This is a genomic window from Bifidobacterium samirii (genome assembly GCF_003952945.1).
In the GTDB taxonomy this organism is placed as follows: Bacteria; Actinomycetota; Actinomycetes; order Actinomycetales; family Bifidobacteriaceae; genus Bifidobacterium; species Bifidobacterium samirii.
Genome location: NZ_QXGK01000009.1, coordinates 1 through 18,683, shown reverse-complemented (window position 1 = coordinate 18,683; position 18,683 = coordinate 1). Strand labels below are relative to the sequence as shown.

Genomic DNA, 18,683 nt, shown 5'->3' with positions numbered 1-18,683 from the left:
GAGGGAGTGACTACTAAAGAAAAGGAGGCACAACATGAAGAAATGGGACATGGATTGCAGGCGGGAGGTGGCCTTTACCCGTGATGCGGTGGCAGATTTGTACCGTGAAAATGTGCTGGGTGGGGCCGATGTGCGCGTTACGTTCGCGACCTGCTTGGCCTATGCGCTTGAAGTCTACGAGGCCGAAGTCTCCAAGAACGGCCCTGTGGACTTTGATTTCTACAGGAAAGCCCCCGCGTCCATGTTCGGCGCGACGGATGAAACCATTGATTGCCCGGACATTCGCTATCGTGTGCAATTCAACGCCTCACCCGCTCTTATCGAGCGTCTTGATAAGGTGAAGGACGACATGCAGGAAGCCTTATCTGGCTCTGGCAAAATCAACCGTAACTGGGTGGTAGCAATCATATTCCGGGTAGCCATAGACGTGGCGCGAGGCTCTGTCCATCACTTGTAGGAGGAACCGACATGAGCGACAGAGATTTAGATTTCTACGAGGAACTGGCATCTGCCTTCGGCTGGGACGATGCCTACATGACCCGCGAGGACGCTTCCGCGACCCTTGCCGATATGTTCCCTAACGCCGAGAGCGCCGCCGAGATTGAGGAGGAGGTATTTGGTTTCTGACGCGGCGTTATAGATAGCAAGTAAACACACGTGTGAAAGGATTAGACATGGCAGCACAGTTCTTTATTGGCTCTTCGCATTTTGGTGTGTAAGGGCCGTGCGGTTTGATTCGGTGTGTGATTGAAAAAGTGAATGAAACCGCGCGGCTTGGTATTGAGTCTAGCGCGTTCGACGGTCGGGTCCTGCTCGGCCTGGACAGGCTGGGTCTGAATCCCGTCTCGCAGAGGCACGTGACCGCGGGCTCGCGTGCCGGCGTGTGGCTGATCGGCTGCGAGCCGGCGGACGACGCGGCCCGTTACTGCCGCGATTGCGGTGCCATGGGGCGTGTGCGTTCCTCGTGGCGGCGTCGGTTCGCGCACACACCCGTCGGCCAGCACGCGGTGCATTTGATGGTGCGGGTCAGGCGATACGAGTGTGCGTCGTGCGCGCGCTCGTGGACCGACGATCTGACCCGCATAGCCGACGAGGGCAGACGTCTGACGGCCGCGGCGGTATGGTGGGCCGCGGCCGAGGTCGTGCTCAAATCGAAGAGCGTGTGTGTTTTGTCAAGTTGAAGTAGGCCGTTTCGGCGTTTCTTTTGGTTCTTCCACTTCGTCCGGCCCCCTTTTGCATGGCAGAATAGTACCGGAACTGCGAATCAACCGAGAAGGACGACGATGGACGTTTTTTCTGCTATGGCATGTATATGATCTGGCGGATGATGACGGCGCACGGGAGGAGGAGAAACTGATCGGCGTCTTCTCCTCCGAAGCGAAGGCGCATGATGCGATCGAGCAGCTCAAGGTGAAGGAAGGGTTCAGAGAGCATCCGATAAACTGCTTTGAGATACACCGCTCCCGGGTCGACCGCCTAGGCTGGACCGACGGTTTCACCACGCTTCGTCAATCGGACTAAGGATGCGTGTCTCATCCCGATTCCCAATCCTGGAGGTGTCAGAGCAACCGAGTCATCGATGAATCAGGCCGCTGGTTTCCTCCGGGATGAAGTGTTCTTCGGTGCGGGAAGTTCATCCACCATGGCGAGCAACAGATCGCAGAGGGATTCCTTGTCGTCGACATCGTCGACGAGGAGCATCGCTTTGGCACCCTCATATGGCGACTCATAGACGGCGTCAGTCATACGGGAGATCGCGGAAGGAACGGGTTTGACGAGCAGACGGTCGTCGTAGATGCCGCCGACGATCCTACCGCGGAAATAGAGGATGTACTCGCCCATCATCGCGCGATAGGTCACATCATTCAGATCCGACAACTGTTCCAATACATAGCCCAGATACTCTTTGCTGGAACCCATAATGCCACGCTCTCCTTCGTCGGCGATTCAATCCAGAACATCCCTCGTCCAGGATGCCCACGGTACAATCGTGGCAGAACGAGTGGAACTTCTCTCATCGTCCACAGGAAAGGCATTCATGCTCAGCAACAAGCTTGGAATCACCAATGAGATCGAACTGGCCCGGCAGGAGGAGCTGCTCACCAAGCGACGCGCCCTCGAACTGTTCGAGACCGGACTGCTCAATACGTTCGAGGTTGGTACTTTCGACGGGCTTTCCAAGATCCACGCCTACCTGTTTCAGGACATATCCGAGTTCGCAGGTCAGATGCGAGAGGTGAACATCGCCAAGGGCGGCTTCCGCTTCGCCGCAGTCATGTATCTGGGTGCAGCGCTTGATGCCATCGGACGGATGCCGCAGAACGATTTCGACCAGATCGTAGAGAAATACGTCGAGATAAACGTCGCCCATCCCTTCAGAGAGGGTAACGGGCGCAGCACCCGCATCTGGCTCGACTGCATCCTGCGCAAGGAACTGGGCAGGGTGGTCGACTGGAGCCTCGTGGACAAGGAGGATTATCTCCTCGCCATGGAACGCAGTCCCGTGCGCGACACCGAAATCAAGATCCTGCTCAAGGCCGCCCTGACGGACGCTGTGGACGACCGTCAGGTCTACATGAAGGGCATCGACGCCAGCTACCGTTACGAAGGCTACACCACCTACACCATGGACGGGCTGGACAAGTAGGACGCCATCAGACAAAGGAGCGAATCATGACCATGCCCACTTGGGACCAGACGATGTTCCCGATCCTGCAGGAACTCGCCGACGGGTCGGTGAAAGACAGCCGGCATCTTCGCCTCGTCGTCATGGAAGCGTTCGATATGACGGCGGACGAACGTAACGAGATGCTGAAAAGCGGCCAGTCACGCATCGTCAACCGAGTGGGGTGGGGCATCACCGACCTCCGCAAAGCCGAACTCATCGAAAACGGAGAGAAACGCGGAACATACCGCATTACGGAAGCGGGCAGGAACTTCCTGAACCAACATGCTAAGGGATTCAACCGCATCGAATTGGCGACCGTGGATGCGTTCAATGCGTGGAAGAACAATTATCTGAAGAAGGGCAAGGCGAGCGAAAGCGTTCGCGATGCGTTGCCCAATCCGGCTCAGGACACGGAGGAATCCACTCCGGAGGATCTGATGGAAAGCGCGTCCGCGCAATTGAACGAGGCGCTCGCCGTCGAACTGCTCGACCTCATCCTGTCGAACGACCCCTACTTCTTCGAGCGACTGGTGACACGGCTCGTGCTCGCACTCGGCTACGGCGATCTGTCCCGACGCTCCGGCGAAGTCACGCGGGCAAGCGGGGACGGCGGCATCGACGGAGTCGTCAGACTCGATCGACTCGGCCTGGACTCGGTCTACATCCAAGCCAAGCGTTGGGACAGGGACCATGTCGTCGGACGGCCCGACATCCAGGGATTCGTCGGCGCGCTCGTAGGCAACGGCGCAAGCAAGGGCGTGTTCATCACCACATCACGGTTCTCCAAAGAAGCCCGAACCTATGCGGAGGAAAGCATGCGCTCAAGCCACGTCAGCGTGGTGCTCGTCGACGGCATGACGCTGGCCAATCTCATGATCGAATACAACGTGGGCGTGAGCGTCAAAACCGTGTATGAGATCAAGGCCGTGGACAACGACTTCTTCGACAACGAATGAACCAGCACGAATCCGCATTCGCTACCGTGGTTTCTGGGCGCAGGTGGCCCAGTAGCTGGGGATGCCAAGTTCGTGGAGGCGGCCGACGCCGTTGGTGTCGTCGTAGCAGTCGAGGAGCGTGAAGCCCGCCTGCAGCTGGCCGCGGATCTGCTCGTTGAACGAGTGGGAGAACTGCATGCCGTCCTCGTCGATGTCGAACCGTTCGCGCTGCCGCGGGTTCGCCACCGGGTCGAACGGCAGACCGTCTACGATCCGCTCCTCCGCGTCATCGACCACGTAGTTGATGCCGTTGTCGAGTCCCGACAGCAGGCGTCCGCCAGGGGCGAGCACGCGGAAGCATTCGCGCCAGATGGGCAGCACCTCGCGCACGTAGCAGTTCGACACCGGGTGCACGATGAGATCGAAGGAGCCATCCGCGAACGGCAGCGGCTTCGTCATGTCCGCGCGCACGAGTTCGATCGGATACCCCTCCCGCTCGGCCACCAGACGCTCCGAATCGAGCTGGCGCTGCGAGTAGTCGAGCACCGTGCAGCGGGCGCCCGCGGCGCTGAGCAGCGGCATCTGCTGGCCGCCGCCCGAGGCGAGGCCCAGCACGCGCACGCCGGTCAGATCCTCGGGGAACCAGTCGCGCGGGACGGCGTGCGTCGGCGTGAGCAGGATCGACCACTCCCCCGAGCGGGCGCGCTCGTATTCGTCATGGGATATGGGCCTGCCCCACTCCCAGCCTTCGTCGACCCACCGGTCGATCACCGTGGCGTTATGCTCCACGTAATCCATCGCCATGTTCGTTCTCCTCTCCGCACCCCCGTCCAGCGATCAGCGGCGATCTGGACGGAGCGGGCGTGTTCGTCTACTTCGGGGCGGTCCGCTATAATCCCTAGGTCATCGTACGCCGTACGGAAGGGGTTTCCACCACATGCGTCAGGGATTCGACAACGACAAGTACATCGAGCTGCAGGCAGCCAACATCAAGAAGCGCATCGCGCAGTTCGGCGGCAAGCTGTACCTCGAATTCGGCGGCAAGCTGTTCGACGACTACCACGCCTCCCGCGTGCTGCCCGGCTTCGAACCCGATTCCAAGTTCCGCATGCTCAAGAGCCTCGTGGACGACGTGGAGATCGTCGTGGCCATCAACGCCAACCACATCGAGAAGGCCAAGATGCGCGGCGATCTGGGCATCACCTACGACGAGGACGTGCTGCGCCTCATCGACATCTTCCGCTCGCGCGGCTTCTACGTCGGCTCGGTCGTGCTCACCCAGTACGCCGGCCAGCCCGCCGCCGACGCGTACCGCCACCGTCTCGACCAGCTGGGCATCACCTGCTACCTGCACTACCCGATCGCCGGCTACCCGCACGACATCGAGCACATCGTCTCCGATGACGGCTACGGCCGCAACGACTACATCGTCACGTCGCGTCCGCTCGTCGTCGTGACCGCGCCCGGCCCCGGCTCCGGCAAGCTCGCCACCTGCCTGTCGCAGCTGTACCACGAGAACAAGCGCGGCATCGACGCCGGCTACGCCAAGTATGAGACGTTCCCGATCTGGAACCTGCCGCTCAACCACCCGGTCAACATCGCCTACGAGGCCGCCACGGCCGATCTGGACGACGCGAACATCATCGACTCCTTCCATCTGGAGGCGTACGGCGAGACCACCGTCAACTACAACCGCGACGTCGAGGCGTTCCCCGTGCTCAAGGCCATGATGGAGAAGATCATGGGCGAGAGCCCCTACCAGAGCCCCACCGACATGGGCGTCAACATGGCCGGCTACGCAATCGTCGACGACGAGGCGTGCCGCGACGCCGCGCGCATGGAGATCGTGCGCCGCTACTTCACCGCCGCCGTCAACCTCAAGCGCACCGGCACCGGCGAGGACCAGGTGGAGCGTCTGCGCTCCATCATGAAGAAGGCCGGCGTCGACAAGGACCTCTCCCCCGCCCGTTCCGCCGCGCTCCTCAAGGAGGAGACCACCGGCGCCCCGGCCGGCGCGATGGTGCTGCCCGACGGCCGCGTCATCACCGGCAAGACCGGCGACCTGCTCGGCGCGGCCAGCGCGCTGCTCATGAACGCGCTCAAGGCCGTCACCGGTGTCGAGGACGACAAGCTCGTCATCGCCGACACCGCCATCGAGCCGATCTGCCGTCTCAAGACCGAGCATCTGTCGAGCGTCAACCCGCGTCTGCATTCCGACGAGACGCTGATCGCCCTGTCGCTCACCAGCGCGCAGAGCCCCGTCGCCGCGCGCGTCATCGAAGGTCTGGAGAAGCTGCGCGGCTGCGACGCGTTCTTCTCGGTGATCATCTCCGCCACCGACGAGGCGCTGTACCGCAAGCTCGGCATCAACGTGTGCTGCGAACCCAAGTACGAGCGCGTCAGCCTCTACCACAAGTGAGCGCCTGCCGGAGGGCGCGCCGAAACGGCGCCCTGATGCGGCAATAATCGGATACGGCCCCGCAGGATGATACCCCGTCCTGCGGGGCCGACCCGTATCCGCAGGCCCCCTCCGCCGCTGCCGCACTCTCCTCCACCGTCCGCCGACGGCCCATATTCCGGAACGATGTGAGCGAACTCACATCCGACGCCGTTTGCGCCCGTGCGCGGCTGTGAACGGTCACGCATTAGAATGGTGCGTTGAGTGCGAACGAAGCAGTCACACGCAATGCATAACCGAACCATGGAGGAGACATCGTGAGTCTTACCAGCGTCTACATCGCAAGCCCGGAAGGCGGCAACGGCCGCAACGTCGTCGCCTACGGCGTGCTCAAGGCCCTCGCCGCGCAGTCGAAGACGGGCGTGTTCCGTCCCGCCTGCTGCCGTAAGGAGACGTTCACCGACGTGCTGCTCGCCGCCGCCACCGCAGGCCAGGATCCGGCCGGCGTGCGCGGCGTGTGCCCCAAGCGCGCCCGTGAGGACAAGGACACCTCCCGCGGCGACATCGTGGCCGCCTACCACGAGTCCGTCGAAGCGAGCGGCGCCGAGGCGATGGTGATCGTCGGCACCGACGGCTCCAAGGTCTACGATCCGGAAGGCTTCACGTTCAACGCCGACGTGGCCGCCGACCTCAAGGCCCCCGTCTTCCTCGCCGTGTGCGCGATCCCGCGCGACGGCGAGCAGGTGCGCGCCACCGTCGACGCCTGCACCACCGCCGTCGAGAAGGCCGGCTCCAAGGTCGCCGGCGTGTTCGTCACCGGCTGCGACGACGAGAAGGCCGCCGCGGCCCGCGAGGCGCTGTCCGATTCGGCCGTGCCGGTGTGGACCATCCCGGCCGTCGAATTCCCGTCCGACGAGGATGCGGACGCCGCCGCCAAGGCCGACGCCGCGTTCGCACAGAACGCGCCGGCCGAGCAGGTCGTCGCCGCGCTCGACGCGCCGTTCGACGCGCCCACCACCCCGTACGCGTTCCAGTACAGCCTGCTGGGCAAGGCCAAGGCGAACAAGAAGACCATCGTGCTCCCCGAAGGCGAGGAGGACCGCATCATCAAGGCGGCCGACTACCTGCTCGAACGCGACATCGTGAACCTCATCATCGTGGGCGACAAGGACGCCATCCTCGCCCGCGGCGAGGAGCTGGGCCTCAAGTCCCTCGACAAGGCCGTCTTCCAGGCGATGGACGACGAGGAGGTGCTGCAGCCGATGGTCGCCAAGCTGTGCGAGCTGCGCGCCAAGAAGGGCATGACCGAGGAGCAGGCCCGCAAGACCCTGGCCGACGCCAGCTACTTCGGCACGATGCTCGTCGTGCTCGGCAAGGCCGACGGCCTCGTCTCCGGCTCGGTCAACTCCACCGCCAACACCGTGCGCCCGGCCCTCCAGGTCATCAAGACCAAGCCCGGTCAGAAGCTCGTCTCCGGCGCGTTCCTCATGTGCTTCAAGGACCATGTGGCCGTGTTCGCCGACTGCGCGATCAACCTCAACCCGAACGCCGAGCAGCTCGCCGAGATCGCGCTGCAGTCGGCCGAGACCGCCAAGGCGTTCGGTATCGAGCCGAAGGTCGGCATGCTCTCCTACTCCACGCTCGGCTCCGGTAAGGGCCCGGACGTGGACCTGGTCGAGGAGGCCACCGCGCTGCTCAAGGAGAAGGATCCGGATCTGGCCGTCGTCGGCTCCATCCAGTTCGACGCCGCCTGGTCGCCCACCGTGGCCGCCACCAAGGCCAAGGGCAGCGACGTGGCCGGCCACGTCAACGTGTTCGTGTTCCCGGACCTGTGCGCCGGCAACATCGGCTACAAGGCCGTGCAGCGCTCCTCGGGCGCGCTGGCCATCGGCCCGGTGCTGCAGGGTCTGAACAAGCCGGTCAACGACCTGTCGCGCGGCGCGCTGGTGCAGGACATCATCAACACCGTCGCCCTGACGGCCGTCACCGCGCAGTAGTCCGCGATTTCGTCCCGTTCCCGCGGAAAAGTCCGTGGTGACCGCGTGGGGCCGGATGTCCAGTTCCCGACACGCTCCGGGCCGCTCTGGCCGAGTCCTTACGGTCGGGAACGGGACATCCGGCCCCACGCTCGTTTCGTGGACGATCTCGCGTAAGCGGTCACCGACGCGACGGCGACGACCGTCGTATCCGGTGTCGTCACTGTTGTGATTTGTAGCAAGCAGCGAGTAGTCTAGGGTTTTGGAAAGCCGCGTTTTCGCGGTACGACAATCAATCATGGAGGATGCCCACAATGGCGAAAACCGTCCTTGTCATCAATTCCGGTTCCAGCTCGATCAAGTATCAGCTGGTCGACCTCGAGACCGGCGAAGGTCTCGCCTCCGGTCTGGTCGAGAAGATCGGCGAGCCGGTCGACGGCCACTACAAGCACGAGTTCAACGGCGAGAAGCACGAGCTTGAGGAGCCCATCCACGACCACGAGCAGGGCCTGAAGCGCGTGCTCGGCTTCTTCGACGAGTACGGCCCGAAGCTCGACGAGGCCGGCATCGTGGCCGTCGGCCACCGCGTCGTCCAGGGCGGCTCCCTCTTCCCGAACCCGGCCCTCGTCAACGACAAGACCATCAACGCCGTCAAGGACCTGGCCGTGCTCGCCCCGCTGCACAACGGCCCGGAGGCCAAGGGCGCCGAGGTCATGCGCGAGCTGCTGCCGGACGTGCCGCAGGTCTTCGTGTTCGACTCCTCCTTCTTCTTCCAGCTGCCGAAGGCCGCCAGCACCTACGCGCTGAACAAGGAGATCGCCGAGCAGTACCACATCCGCCGCTACGGCGCCCACGGCACCTCCCACGAGTTCATCTCCTCCGTGGTGCCGGAGGTCGTCGGCAAGCCGGCCGAGGGCCTCAAGCAGATCGTCCTGCACATCGGCAACGGCGCGTCCGCGTCCGCCGAGGTGTCCGGCAAGCCGGTCGAGACCTCCATGGGTCTGACCCCGCTCGAGGGCCTGATGATGGGCGGCCGTACCGGCGACATCGACCCGGCCGTCGTCTTCCATCTCATCCGCAACGCCCACATGAACGTGGACGAGCTGGACGCCCTGTTCAACAAGCGTTCCGGCATGATGGGCATGACCGGCTACGGCGACCTGCGCGAGGTCCATCGCGAGATCGCCGAGGGCAACGAGGACGCCAAGCTGGCGCTCGACGTCTACGTGCACCGCATCGTCGGCTACATCGGCAACTACACCGCCCAGATGGGCGGCGTGGACGTGATCACGTTCACCGCCGGCGTCGGCGAGAACGACGAGATCGTGCGCAAGATGGTGTGCGACAAGCTCGCCCCGTTCGGCGTCAAGATCGACGAGGAGAAGAACAACACGCGCTCCAAGCAGCCGCGCATCATCTCCACCCCGGATTCCTCCATCGTCATCGCCATCATCCCGACGAACGAGGAGCTGGCCATCGCCCGCAAGTCCGCGGCGATCGCCGAGGCCGGCGAGGACACCTACGGCAACAAGTTCGCCAAGTGAGTCCACGCTGACCTTCGCTTGAGTCAGTGAACGGGAAGAGCCCCGCCGGTTTCGGCGGGGCTCTTCCCGTATATCCGGCCGTACCAGCCGGTCGTGCGGTACGGCCAGTCAGGCCAGCATGCCGGTCCACATGCCGACGAAATCGGGCAGGGTCTTGCGTGTGGTGGCGACGTTCACGATCTCGACGCCCGGCACAATCAGGCCGATCATCGCGGCGAACGTGGCCATGCGGTGGTCCGCGTACGATTCCATCACCGCGCCGTGCATCCGTTCGCGCGGCACCGGCGTGATCTCGATGCCGTCGTCCAGTTCGCGCGCCTCTCCCCCGATGCGTCGGATCTCCGTGACCAGCGCCTCCAGACGGTTCGTCTCGTGGCCGCGCAGATGCCCGATGCCGATCATGCGCGTCGGCGCGTCGGCGAACGCGAGCACCGCCGCCAGGGAGGGGGCGATCTCGCCGGCCGCGGTCAGGTCGAAGTCGCCCAGACCGTGGATCGTGCCGTCGCCAGTCACCTCGCAGTAGCGGGTGCCGTGCTCTTCGGGGAATCGCACCGTGGCGCCCATCCGTTCCAGATATCCGGGCAGGAGCCCGCCCGGCTGGGTGGTGTCGACCGGCCAGTTCGGCACACGCACGGTGCCTCCGGCGATGAGCGCCGCGCCCAAGAACGGGGCCGCGTTCGACAGGTCGGGTTCGACGACGACTCGTTCCGGCAGCTGCAGTCCGCCCGCGTCGACGGTCCACACGCGCGCGGCCTCTTCGGCCGTCGCATGGCCGCCGGCACCGTTCACGTCGGTGACGGTCATGCGGATGTGCGGCAGGCTCGGCGTGCGCTCCCCCGTATGCGTCAGCGTCAGACCGCCCGGCAGACGCGATCCGACGAGCAGCAGGCCGGAGATGAACTGGGATGAGCCGGACGAGTCGATCGCGACGGTCGCGCGCGCCGGCGCGTCCGGGTCCGCGGCGGCTGCGATCGCGTCGGCTGCGTCGCCGGCGTCGGCATCGGCGGGCGGCGTGATGGTGAACGGCAGGTAGCCGTGCTCGCCGTGGTAGTCGACGTGCGCGCCGAGCTGTTCGAGGCCGTCCAGCACCGGCTGCATCGGGCGCGCGTACGCCTGACGGTCGCCGTCGAAGCGCACCGGACCGTCGGCGAACAACGCCAGACCGGGTACGAAGCGCATCACCGTGCCGGCCAGTCCGCAGTACACGTCCACGTCGCCGCGGAAGCGTCCGTCGGCGGGCGGCGTGACGGTGACGGTCGTCTCCTCGTCCGGGTCGACGTCGCAGCGCACGCCGAGGGCGGCGAGCGCCCCCATCATGAGTTCGGTGTCGCGTGAGCGCAGCAGGCCGATGAGAGTGACGGGCCGGCGTCCGAGTGCGGCGAGGATGAGGTAGCGGTTGGAGAGGGATTTGCTGCCGGGGATGGTGACGGTCGCGTGGAGCGGTCCGCTCGCCGTCGGCGCGGGCCAGAGGTCGGTGTGGGTCGTGGTGTTCGTGTCGTTCATGGGTTCCATCGTATCGGTTCGCGGGGAGGCGTATGGGTGCATGTCCGTGTTTGCGGGGCGTTGGCGGGCGGTGTCGGGCGTTGTCTGGATGAGGGCATCCGTGCCGGGTTGCGCGGTGGAGTCGCGGTGGAGTCGCGATAGAGTGGTGTCGTCCGTTCGTGTCGATGTTTGAGTTCGATGTTTGGTGAGGGGTAGGCATGTCCATGACCGATTCGTTCCGTCCGTCCGTGTCGTCGCATTCGGCGCGTCCGTCCCAGCCGGCGCGTCCGTCGCATATCGAGGTGCGTGGCGCGCGCGTGCATAATCTCAAGGATGTGGATATCGACATCCCGTTGGGTGAGCTGGTGGGGGTTGCCGGCGTGTCCGGGTCGGGGAAGAGTTCGCTGGCGTTGGGGGTGCTGTATGCGGAGGGGTCGCGTCGCTATCTGGAGGCGTTGTCGACGTATACGCGGCGGCGGCTGACGCAGGCGTCGCGCGCGCAGGTGGACGACGTGCGGCATGTGCCGGCGGCGTTGGCGTTGCATCAGCGTCCGGCGGTGCCGGGCATCCGTTCGACGTTCGGTACGATGAGCGAGCTGTTGAACGCGTTGCGTCTGCTGTTTTCGCGCGTGGGATCGCATGTGTGTCCGAAGTGCGGTGCGCGCAGCGAGCCGACGTTGAACGTGGCGGCGGAGCTGCCGATCCGCTGCGTGGGCTGCGGCGAGGAGTTCTATGGTCCGGGCGCGGAGGATCTGGCGTTCAATTCGGGCGGCGCGTGTCCCGCGTGTTCGGGTACGGGTGTGGTGCGTGAGGTGGATCGTGCCGCGTTGGTGCCGGACGAGTCGAAGTCGATCGACGACGGTGCGGTCCTGCCGTGGGGTTCGCTCATGTGGGATCTGATGAAGCAGGTGTGCGGTGCGATGGGCGTGCGCACGAACGTCCCGTTCCGTGAGCTGACCGACGAGGAGCGGCAGATCGTGTTCGAGGGGCCGGCGGTTAAGAAGCATATCCTGTACCGGCCCAAGACGGGCGATGATTTCGCCGAACTGGATTTCACCTATTTCAACGCGGTGTACACGGTGGAGAACGCGTTGGCTAAGGCGAAGGACGAGAAGGGGCTGAAGCGTGTGGCCCGCTTCCTCAGGGAGGGGCCATGCCATGCGTGCGCGGGCACGCGCCTGTCCGACCGGGCGCGCGCCCCGCAGGTGGCGGGCATCGACCTGGCGCAGGCGACGGCGATGACGTTGGATGAGGCGGTCGCCTGGGTGCGCGCGGTGCCGGCCGGCCTGCCGGAGCCGATGCGTCCGATGGCAGTCAACATCGGCGAATCGTTCCTCGATGTGGCGCGCCGGCTGCTGGAGCTCGGATTGGGGTATCTGTCGTTGGATCGTGCGGGTGCGACGCTGTCGACCGGCGAGCGCCAGCGTGTCCAGTTGGCGCGTGCGGTGCGCAATCGTACGACGGGCGTGCTGTATGTGCTGGACGAGCCGTCGATCGGCCTGCATCCGGCGAACGTGGACGGTCTGCTGGGCGTGATGCGCGATCTGGTGGCGGACGGCAATTCGGTGGTCGTGGTCGATCATGACGTGCGCGTGCTGGAGGCCGCGGACCATCTGGTCGAGATGGGTCCGGTCGCCGGCGCCGGCGGCGGCCGCGTACTCGCGCAGGGTACGGTGGCCGAGGTCGCCGCGTCGGCGGACAGTCGCATCGCGCCGTTCCTGTATCGAGGTCGGCGGCATGGTGGGAACGACGGTACGGCAGCGTCGTCTGCGGTGTCGGTGTCGGTGTCGGTGTTGCGTGTGCGCGAGCAGGTCGCCGTCGAACATATGTTCGACTATGGTGCGATCGTGCTGGAAAGCGACGCGCTGCATACGGTGCGTCCGCTGTCGGTGCGGATTCCGCGCGGCCGGCTGGTGGCGGTGACGGGCGTGTCCGGGTCGGGCAAGACGACGATGGTGTTGGAGACGCTGATCCCGGCCGTGCGTGCGGCGGCGGCCGGCGAGCCGCTGCCGTCGCATGTGCGCTCGGTCGACGCGGCGGGAATCGTGCGTGCGAATCTCATCGACGCGACGCCGATCGGCGCGAACGTGCGGTCCACGGTCGCCACGTACGCGGACGTGCATGACGATCTACGACGCGCGTTCGCCCGCTGCGACGAGGCGAAGGCGGCCGGCTGGAAGGCAGGCGATTTCTCGTACAATACGGGTCGGCTGCGCTGCGCGACGTGCGACGGCACCGGGTCGATCTCGCTAGACGTGCAGTTCCTGCCCGACGTGGACGTCGCCTGCCCCGACTGCCGCGGTTCGCGCTACGCGGCCGACGCGTCGCGGATCCGCCGGACGGGCCGCGACGGACGCGCGCTCACCCTGCCGCAATTGATGGCGATGAGCGTCGACGAGGCGCTGGACGCGACCGCGGACCTGCGCAAGGTGCACGCGCGCCTGCAGACGCTGCACGATCTGGGATTGGGGTATCTGACGCTCGGCGAGCCGACGCCGGCCCTGTCGGGCGGCGAGGCGCAGCGGCTCAAGCTCGCCGGCGAGATGGGGCGCGTCCAGTCGGATGCACTGTTCGTGTTCGACGAGCCGACGATCGGCCTGCACCCGTCGGACGTGCGCGTCCTGCTGGGCGTGTTCGACCGGCTCGTGCAGGCGGGCGCGACCGTCGTCGTCATCGAACACGACCTCGACGTGATCGGCGAAGCGGACTGGGTGATCGACATGGGCCCGGGAGGCGGCGAATCCGGCGGCCGCATCGTCGCCGCCGGCACGCCCGACGACATCCGCCGCTGCCCCGAATCCGTCACCGGACGATACCTGTGAACAGACGAACTGGAGTGCGCCATCCTCGGGGAGGAGTATCGGGAACGCCTAGCCTGGCCAACGGCCTGCGATCGTAGTCACGCCGCGATTGCGCCCGCACGGCGAACGCACACTCCACGGCGTCGACCGCCCCCCCTCCCCGACCGTCCGGCGCCGGTCCGGCACTCCCCGCCGCGGACTCATGAGGCCACGGCGCGTGGGCGTGTCCGCGTGGTCCGCCGGTATTGTACAATGAGTGCTTGTGCCCGACGGGCACGACGGGCTGTAGCGCAGTTTGGTAGCGCGTTTGCTTTGGGAGCAAAATGTCGCAGGTTCAAATCCTGTCAGCCCGACCCGTAAGCCCTACTCCCGCTTGGGATGTAGGGCTTCTTTGTTTTTTTTTCGCCGACTGCTCCAGTAAAAGCCCGATACCGGCAGTTGAAGACAATCCTCGACACCCGTCAGGACCACGAGGTCGCGGAAGGCGAGAACGTGGACGTCAGGGACATCGGCATCGAACCGTCCGCCGGCTACGTGCGCGGGGCCGACTACTACGCGAGGGAGGCGACGCGATGAGGCTCGACGAACAGACCCGCCGCCAGCTGCGTGACATGGGATGCGGCGAACTGCTCGACGCGTTCGCGAATCAGGACGACGACGCGTGCATGGCGATGAACACGGAGCAGCGCGTCAGACTCGCCGTGGACGAGGCATACACGGCGTTCGTGGACAAACGCATCGACGGGCTCGCCCGCCGCGCCCGCCTGTGCTACCCGCAGGCCGACCTGCGCACCCTCGACATGCTCGACGAATGCGGCATCAGCCGCGAGCTGGTCGCCTCCTTCGCCGACTGCTCATGGATCGCACGACACCGCAACATCGTATGCCAGGGCTACTGCGGATCCGGGAAAAGCTGGATCATCTGCGCGCTGGCCCGACAGGCGTGCCGAAACCGCTACCGCGCCCGCTACATCCGCATCCCCGACCTCGAGGAGGAATGGCGGCAGGGGGCCGACAAGCCCCAAGGCCGCTCCAGGCTCCTCAAACGCTACAGCGGCTACATGGTCCTCGCGCTTGACGAATGGCTGTTCGACCCGCCCGACGACAGGTTCCTCGGCTTCCTGTTCGAGCTCATGGAACGCCGTTACGACACCGGCAGCACCCTGTTCGCCACCCAATACCCGCAGAAGGACTGGCACCAAAGACTCGGCGGAGGACCCCACGCCGACGCCATCATGGACAAGATCGTGCACAACACCACCTGAATCGAAACCGGAGACTACAACATGCGCGAACACGCGGACGGCAGATAAACCACAATAAAAAAAACACCGGCGCGCAACCACCACGCGCACCGATACCCACCCGCAATAACCGAAGTGCCCACCCGCAATAAACCTCAGTACCCAACCCTCCAAATATTCACAAGTCTACCATCTGGAATCCCTGTACAAAAGGAAGCCCGGTAGTCGAGCCTTCGGCTTAAACGCGAACTAGCCGACGTTCACGATGAGTGACAGGAAACTCGCCGGGAGAGGTCTTGGTTTATCTCGTCTCCGACACGCCGGCACTCGCCTGGCGAACGTTTTTCGCCTACAATCCATCTTAGATGCAAGAATAAAAGCATCTAAGAACCAAAGATTATGGAGGCGCAAATGGCTGAGATCATGACAATCAAGCTCGGTGGTCGTACGAACTTCGTAGAAGAAATTCCTTACGGCGGTGGGGCCAAGCGCTCTCAGTACGGCTGGGAAGAGGGTATGACCGAAGACCAGTGCTGGGAAGCCGCTCAAGGATGGTGGCGTCTTGAGCCCGGCCGCGCGATTCGTGCGAAGCTGGCACTCGTGCTCAACAATGATAGTGAAGTCGTCGCCATCGGTCGGATTGAAGGTGTCGTTAAAGGTGAAGATCGTCTTTGGCTGCTCGGGAAGCAGGATGCTACCGGTTACGAGCAGTGGCTACACAAGCATGTGAATCGTAACCGCAGCCAGAACCCGATTGCTTACTTCGATGAAAAGAGGTTCGTCAAGCCGGAAGACGTCACCGCTGAAACAGCTGACATCATCATCGACGATGCTAAGAACTAGCTCTTGATTTCAAGTTACTGCATGAGCTGCTTCGCAAAGATAATCTAAATAGATTGCCCTCCACAAAGTCGGCGTAGCCGGATGGGGAGGGCAATCTCTTGCTGTACTGGGGTGTCGGTTAGTTCCCGTTGTTTGAGCTGTTTTGTACTAGTTTCGTAACCTGCTCTTCAACGTACTCCCGTTTCTGATCAGGCTGCATGCAATAGGCCGCCTCGGGGATTTGAGCAGCCGTAGCGTTCTCCAATGTCCAGAGGAACACGCAGGTGGGACCGTTCCATGATGGAGTGAAAGTGTCTCCATCGAGAGCTCCGTATATGCCGATCGTCCAATTGCCGTTCGAGTCATAAGCGAAGCAATCAACGATCTTCCAGAAGTCCTGCGGCATACTGGTGGCATCGACGGTTCCTTGATCGGCCATGAACTCATGAAGCATGGTCCTGTAATCGTCCTTGTTCATACCTACCGGCAACCATACTTTTGGATTGCCACGCCAGCCCCTTTCCGTAAAGGTTGACTACGCCGTTTCCGACGTATGACTTATACCTTCATGGAAAGGAGCACTAAAGTCGAGAGATAAACGAGATCTGTCATCTTAGGGTGACATATCTCGCTGATGATACTCCCAGATAAAAGAGAACCCCCAGTGCATCACGGCTCAGTCGAAGACCGTCCGGAGAGGCCCATTGGGGGATTTCATGGAATATGATAATGATTCATGAGCCGACAGCCAACCCCAGTATCCGCTTTCCTCTCGCAGACCCCTCGCAAGGGAAGCCCGCAGGAGAGGGCGTTGCGCGCGTACATCACCGACGAACGGCTCGCATCCTACGATTCCGAAGCGCGGCGACGCTCATGCCCGGCGCTGCGACTGTACCTGTGGGATCACGACATGGCCAGCGCCTGCATGGGCGACATCGCCATCCTCGAAGTCGCTCTACGCAACCACATGGACCGGCAGTTGCCACTCATCGCCTTGGAACAGTCCGACACCGAGGACTGGTATATGGCGGGTCTCCGTTTCGACGACCGCACCCAACGCCAGATCCGCGAGGCATGGGGCCATCTCACCGTCCAGCAGAGGAAACGGCACACGCACGGACATCTCGTCGCGGCGTTGACGTTCGGGTTCTGGCGCAACCTGCTGGAGAACGGCGGAGCTATTCACGCGCACTGGCCGGACGAGGGCAGCGCCGACTACGAGAACGACCTTTGGCGCAAAGGCATCGTCAAAGCCTTCCCCGGCGGGCGTCAGCACGCATCGGACGCGAACGCCAAGTGGACGAGATGCTTTGCGCTGGATATCGTCAAGACCGTGCATGCTCTGCGTAACCGTGTCGCCCATCACGAGCCTCTCGTCAACGGCATCCCGCTGCCCGGCGAGAACCGGCGCATCACGTTGGCGGACGCGGTGCAGGCGTGCTTCGATCTGGCGATGATCCTGGACCGGGACTTGTATGCGTGGCTGATGGACAACAGCAAGATGAAACTCGTGCTCGGACACGAGCCGCAACCCAATGAGTAGGCGACCGCTGCTGTTCTCTTCAATCACCTGTTCGGAGAAGGACGGCACGGTACGGAGAAAGAGCGGTAACAAATTGTTTTGACCGTGTGTCGACACGCCGCGCTATTCCACCGTTCCGATGCTCAAAGCCAGTAACAAACCAGTAACGATGACCGTCACGATTCGCCAATCTGGGTGGTCTGAACAAAGAAACTCGAAACTTGAAAATGGCTTGATTCCAACGGTTCCGAGGTGAGCCAAGACCGCTGGTGTGAGCCAAGAACCCTCGAATCCTAACAGGATGTCGCAGGTTCGAATCCTGTCAGCCCGACCGGGACTGTTCCTTGGAGGAGGGGCCCATACCGTTCATTCAATGCTTGCGGTATGTCAATTCCACGATGCCGTTGTCGTTCGTCGACGAGACGAGCCGCAGCTGTCTGGTCTCGTTCAGCGTGTCGAACAGGCGAATGCCGCTCCCCAGAATCGTCGGAATGATGGAGATGCGATATTCGTCGATCAGACCGCCCTGCATGAGCTGGTGAATGATGCTGGCGCCACCGCAGATCCAGATGCCTTTGCCCGGCTCCCGCCTCAGACGATCGACGAGGACGCAGGGGTCTTCCGAAACGAAGGAAATCCCGTCACGCGGTACGCATTCCCGATGCGTGACCACATAGCTTTGCAGACCGTCATACACCCATTGGTCGGGAGACAGCTCCGTGACGACCTGATGGTACGTCGTCCAGCCCATGATCACCGTATCCATGCCCTTGATGAAATCCGCATAGCCGTCGGCGCCTTCGACGTCGTCATCCTGCCCGGACAGCCAATCCACGTTGCCGTCAGCATCCGCGATATACCCGTCGAGACTCATCGCGATAAACAGAACCGTGTTCCTCATGTTCCTCCCGCATGGTTTCGGACTACCAGGGAAACTATAGGAAATACAGGAACCCAACGACCGGACAGGCATAACAGCCCGCCCACGATGCACCCGGATAAGACCCACATTTCTTTACTTCACCACGTTTTGTCTATTAACCCCTATAGCCAGATTCATGGCAGGGAAAAAGAAAATCCCCGGGGTTTCATGATGTTTCGCATGAGTGACGTTCCGGGGCATTCACCGGCAGTATAGCCGCTATGAGTCTTGAAAGTCAACCCACGACGTGCCTCACGTTTTTTGAGCGCGTAGGGTGTGGTGGTGCCTCATCGGGAATGAGCGCGAACGGTATCGGTCCTGTTTGGCTTGTCTTATGGAAGACAGGATCAGCATGGCGACGAAGCGGCA

At 63.3% G+C, this 18,683-nt stretch carries 19 protein-coding genes and 1 tRNA gene; 15 read left to right on the top strand and 5 right to left on the bottom strand.

The genetic code is table 11. The annotated features are described in order from the left end of the window. Window positions 1-34: 34 nt before the first annotated feature. The 4 genes from D2E24_RS05600 (at window position 35) to D2E24_RS10810 (ending at window position 1,521) form a co-directional block, all read left to right on the top strand. Window positions 35-457 (top strand): hypothetical protein, encoded by a 423-nt coding sequence (locus D2E24_RS05600; protein ID WP_125968344.1) that lies wholly within the window; start codon window positions 35-37, stop codon window positions 455-457. Between the two features lie 11 nt (window positions 458-468). Continuing rightward, window positions 469-627: a hypothetical protein gene (locus D2E24_RS10305; protein ID WP_164521031.1), complete on the top strand. Its 159-nt coding sequence runs from the start codon at window positions 469-471 to the stop codon at window positions 625-627. A gap of 116 nt (window positions 628-743) precedes the next feature. Beyond that, complete coding sequence (locus D2E24_RS05595) at window positions 744-1,181, top strand: transposase family protein (RefSeq protein WP_125968343.1); 438 nt, start codon at window positions 744-746, stop codon at window positions 1,179-1,181. After that, window positions 1,165-1,521, top strand: a complete 357-nt coding sequence (locus tag D2E24_RS10810; protein ID WP_420897479.1) for a DUF7336 domain-containing protein — start codon at window positions 1,165-1,167, stop codon at window positions 1,519-1,521. The genes D2E24_RS05595 and D2E24_RS10810 overlap by 17 nt, the downstream gene beginning before the upstream one ends. Window positions 1,522-1,584: 63 nt before the next feature. Here the strand turns inward: D2E24_RS10810 and D2E24_RS05590 are convergent, their stop codons facing one another. After that, entirely contained in the window at window positions 1,585-1,920 is a 336-nt protein-coding gene (locus D2E24_RS05590) for a TfoX/Sxy family protein (protein WP_125968342.1), read from the bottom strand. Between the two features lie 118 nt (window positions 1,921-2,038). Between D2E24_RS05590 and fic the strand changes: the two genes are divergently transcribed. Together fic and D2E24_RS05580 are read left to right on the top strand one after the other, a co-directional pair. Further along, window positions 2,039-2,647: a protein adenylyltransferase Fic gene (gene fic / locus D2E24_RS05585; RefSeq protein ID WP_125968341.1), complete on the top strand. Its 609-nt coding sequence runs from the start codon at window positions 2,039-2,041 to the stop codon at window positions 2,645-2,647. Window positions 2,648-2,673: 26 nt separating this feature from the next. Further along, window positions 2,674-3,624 (top strand): restriction endonuclease, encoded by a 951-nt coding sequence (locus tag D2E24_RS05580; protein ID WP_125968340.1) that lies wholly within the window; start codon window positions 2,674-2,676, stop codon window positions 3,622-3,624. 21 nt (window positions 3,625-3,645) lie between these two features. Here D2E24_RS05580 and D2E24_RS05575 read toward each other — a convergent pair whose 3' ends face one another. Beyond that, entirely contained in the window at window positions 3,646-4,407 is a 762-nt protein-coding gene (locus D2E24_RS05575; protein ID WP_241222878.1) for a class I SAM-dependent methyltransferase, read from the bottom strand. A gap of 133 nt (window positions 4,408-4,540) precedes the next feature. On the opposite strand from D2E24_RS05575, the gene D2E24_RS05570 reads away from it, so the two are divergent. The 3 genes from D2E24_RS05570 to D2E24_RS05560 all read left to right on the top strand — a co-directional run bounded on the left by D2E24_RS05570 (window position 4,541) and on the right by D2E24_RS05560 (window position 9,521). Beyond that, a complete protein-coding gene (locus D2E24_RS05570) occupies window positions 4,541-6,022 on the top strand; it encodes a DUF1846 domain-containing protein (protein ID WP_125968339.1) in 1,482 nt (493 codons plus the stop codon). Between the two features lie 296 nt (window positions 6,023-6,318). Then, entirely contained in the window at window positions 6,319-7,998 is a 1,680-nt protein-coding gene (gene pta / locus D2E24_RS05565) for a phosphate acetyltransferase (protein WP_125968338.1), read from the top strand. Window positions 7,999-8,291: 293 nt separating this feature from the next. After that, window positions 8,292-9,521 carry an acetate/propionate family kinase gene (locus D2E24_RS05560; RefSeq protein WP_125968337.1) on the top strand — a complete coding sequence of 410 codons (1,230 nt, stop codon included), beginning with the start codon at window positions 8,292-8,294 and terminating at the stop codon, window positions 9,519-9,521. Window positions 9,522-9,629: 108 nt separating this feature from the next. Here D2E24_RS05560 and aroA read toward each other — a convergent pair whose 3' ends face one another. Beyond that, a complete protein-coding gene (gene aroA, locus D2E24_RS05555) occupies window positions 9,630-11,024 on the bottom strand; it encodes a 3-phosphoshikimate 1-carboxyvinyltransferase (RefSeq protein WP_206430934.1) in 1,395 nt (464 codons plus the stop codon). A gap of 203 nt (window positions 11,025-11,227) precedes the next feature. Here aroA and D2E24_RS05550 point away from each other — a divergent pair, with 203 nt between their 5' ends. The 5 genes from D2E24_RS05550 (at window position 11,228) to D2E24_RS05535 (ending at window position 15,891) form a co-directional block, all read left to right on the top strand. After that, window positions 11,228-13,825, top strand: a complete 2,598-nt coding sequence (locus D2E24_RS05550; RefSeq protein ID WP_164521034.1) for an excinuclease ABC subunit UvrA — start codon at window positions 11,228-11,230, stop codon at window positions 13,823-13,825. Window positions 13,826-14,083: 258 nt separating this feature from the next. Further along, window positions 14,084-14,157 (top strand) — tRNA-Pro (locus D2E24_RS05545). Between the two features lie 85 nt (window positions 14,158-14,242). After that, window positions 14,243-14,380: a hypothetical protein gene (locus D2E24_RS10300; RefSeq protein WP_164521030.1), complete on the top strand. Its 138-nt coding sequence runs from the start codon at window positions 14,243-14,245 to the stop codon at window positions 14,378-14,380. Next, window positions 14,377-15,069, top strand: a complete 693-nt coding sequence (locus D2E24_RS05540; RefSeq protein WP_125968335.1) for an ATP-binding protein — start codon at window positions 14,377-14,379, stop codon at window positions 15,067-15,069. Before D2E24_RS10300 ends, D2E24_RS05540 begins: the two co-directional genes overlap by 4 nt. 390 nt (window positions 15,070-15,459) lie before the next feature. After that, complete coding sequence (locus D2E24_RS05535) at window positions 15,460-15,891, top strand: protein-(glutamine-N5) methyltransferase (RefSeq protein WP_125968334.1); 432 nt, start codon at window positions 15,460-15,462, stop codon at window positions 15,889-15,891. A 118-nt stretch (window positions 15,892-16,009) separates the two neighbouring features. Here D2E24_RS05535 and D2E24_RS05530 read toward each other — a convergent pair whose 3' ends face one another. Then, window positions 16,010-16,348, bottom strand: a complete 339-nt coding sequence (locus D2E24_RS05530) for a hypothetical protein (RefSeq protein WP_125968333.1) — start codon at window positions 16,346-16,348, stop codon at window positions 16,010-16,012. A gap of 258 nt (window positions 16,349-16,606) precedes the next feature. Here D2E24_RS05530 and D2E24_RS05525 point away from each other — a divergent pair, with 258 nt between their 5' ends. Next, a complete protein-coding gene (locus tag D2E24_RS05525) occupies window positions 16,607-17,413 on the top strand; it encodes an Abi family protein (RefSeq protein WP_125968332.1) in 807 nt (268 codons plus the stop codon). A 349-nt stretch (window positions 17,414-17,762) separates the two neighbouring features. On the opposite strand, the gene D2E24_RS05520 is transcribed toward D2E24_RS05525, so the two are convergent. Next, entirely contained in the window at window positions 17,763-18,293 is a 531-nt protein-coding gene (locus tag D2E24_RS05520; RefSeq protein ID WP_125968331.1) for a dihydrofolate reductase family protein, read from the bottom strand. Window positions 18,294-18,683: the final 390 nt, after the last annotated feature.

Bases quoted from the DNA above. Each gene is read 5' to 3' on its own strand.
- D2E24_RS05600 (WP_125968344.1), top strand. From the start codon at position 35: ATGAAGAAATGGGACATGGATTGCAGGCGGGAGGTGGCCTTTACCCGT.
- D2E24_RS10305 (WP_164521031.1), top strand. From the start codon at position 469: ATGAGCGACAGAGATTTAGATTTCTACGAGGAACTGGCATCTGCCTTC.
- D2E24_RS05590 (WP_125968342.1), bottom strand. From the start codon at position 1,920: ATGGGTTCCAGCAAAGAGTATCTGGGCTATGTATTGGAACAGTTGTCG.
- fic (WP_125968341.1), top strand. From the start codon at position 2,039: ATGCTCAGCAACAAGCTTGGAATCACCAATGAGATCGAACTGGCCCGG.
- D2E24_RS05580 (WP_125968340.1), top strand. From the start codon at position 2,674: ATGACCATGCCCACTTGGGACCAGACGATGTTCCCGATCCTGCAGGAA.
- D2E24_RS05575 (WP_241222878.1), bottom strand. From the start codon at position 4,407: ATGGCGATGGATTACGTGGAGCATAACGCCACGGTGATCGACCGGTGG.
- D2E24_RS05570 (WP_125968339.1), top strand. From the start codon at position 4,541: ATGCGTCAGGGATTCGACAACGACAAGTACATCGAGCTGCAGGCAGCC.
- D2E24_RS05560 (WP_125968337.1), top strand. From the start codon at position 8,292: ATGGCGAAAACCGTCCTTGTCATCAATTCCGGTTCCAGCTCGATCAAG.
- aroA (WP_206430934.1), bottom strand. From the start codon at position 11,024: ATGAACGACACGAACACCACGACCCACACCGACCTCTGGCCCGCGCCG.
- D2E24_RS05550 (WP_164521034.1), top strand. From the start codon at position 11,228: ATGACCGATTCGTTCCGTCCGTCCGTGTCGTCGCATTCGGCGCGTCCG.
- D2E24_RS05540 (WP_125968335.1), top strand. From the start codon at position 14,377: ATGAGGCTCGACGAACAGACCCGCCGCCAGCTGCGTGACATGGGATGC.
- D2E24_RS05535 (WP_125968334.1), top strand. From the start codon at position 15,460: ATGGCTGAGATCATGACAATCAAGCTCGGTGGTCGTACGAACTTCGTA.
- D2E24_RS05530 (WP_125968333.1), bottom strand. From the start codon at position 16,348: ATGAACAAGGACGATTACAGGACCATGCTTCATGAGTTCATGGCCGAT.
- D2E24_RS05525 (WP_125968332.1), top strand. From the start codon at position 16,607: ATGAGCCGACAGCCAACCCCAGTATCCGCTTTCCTCTCGCAGACCCCT.
- D2E24_RS05520 (WP_125968331.1), bottom strand. From the start codon at position 18,293: ATGAGGAACACGGTTCTGTTTATCGCGATGAGTCTCGACGGGTATATC.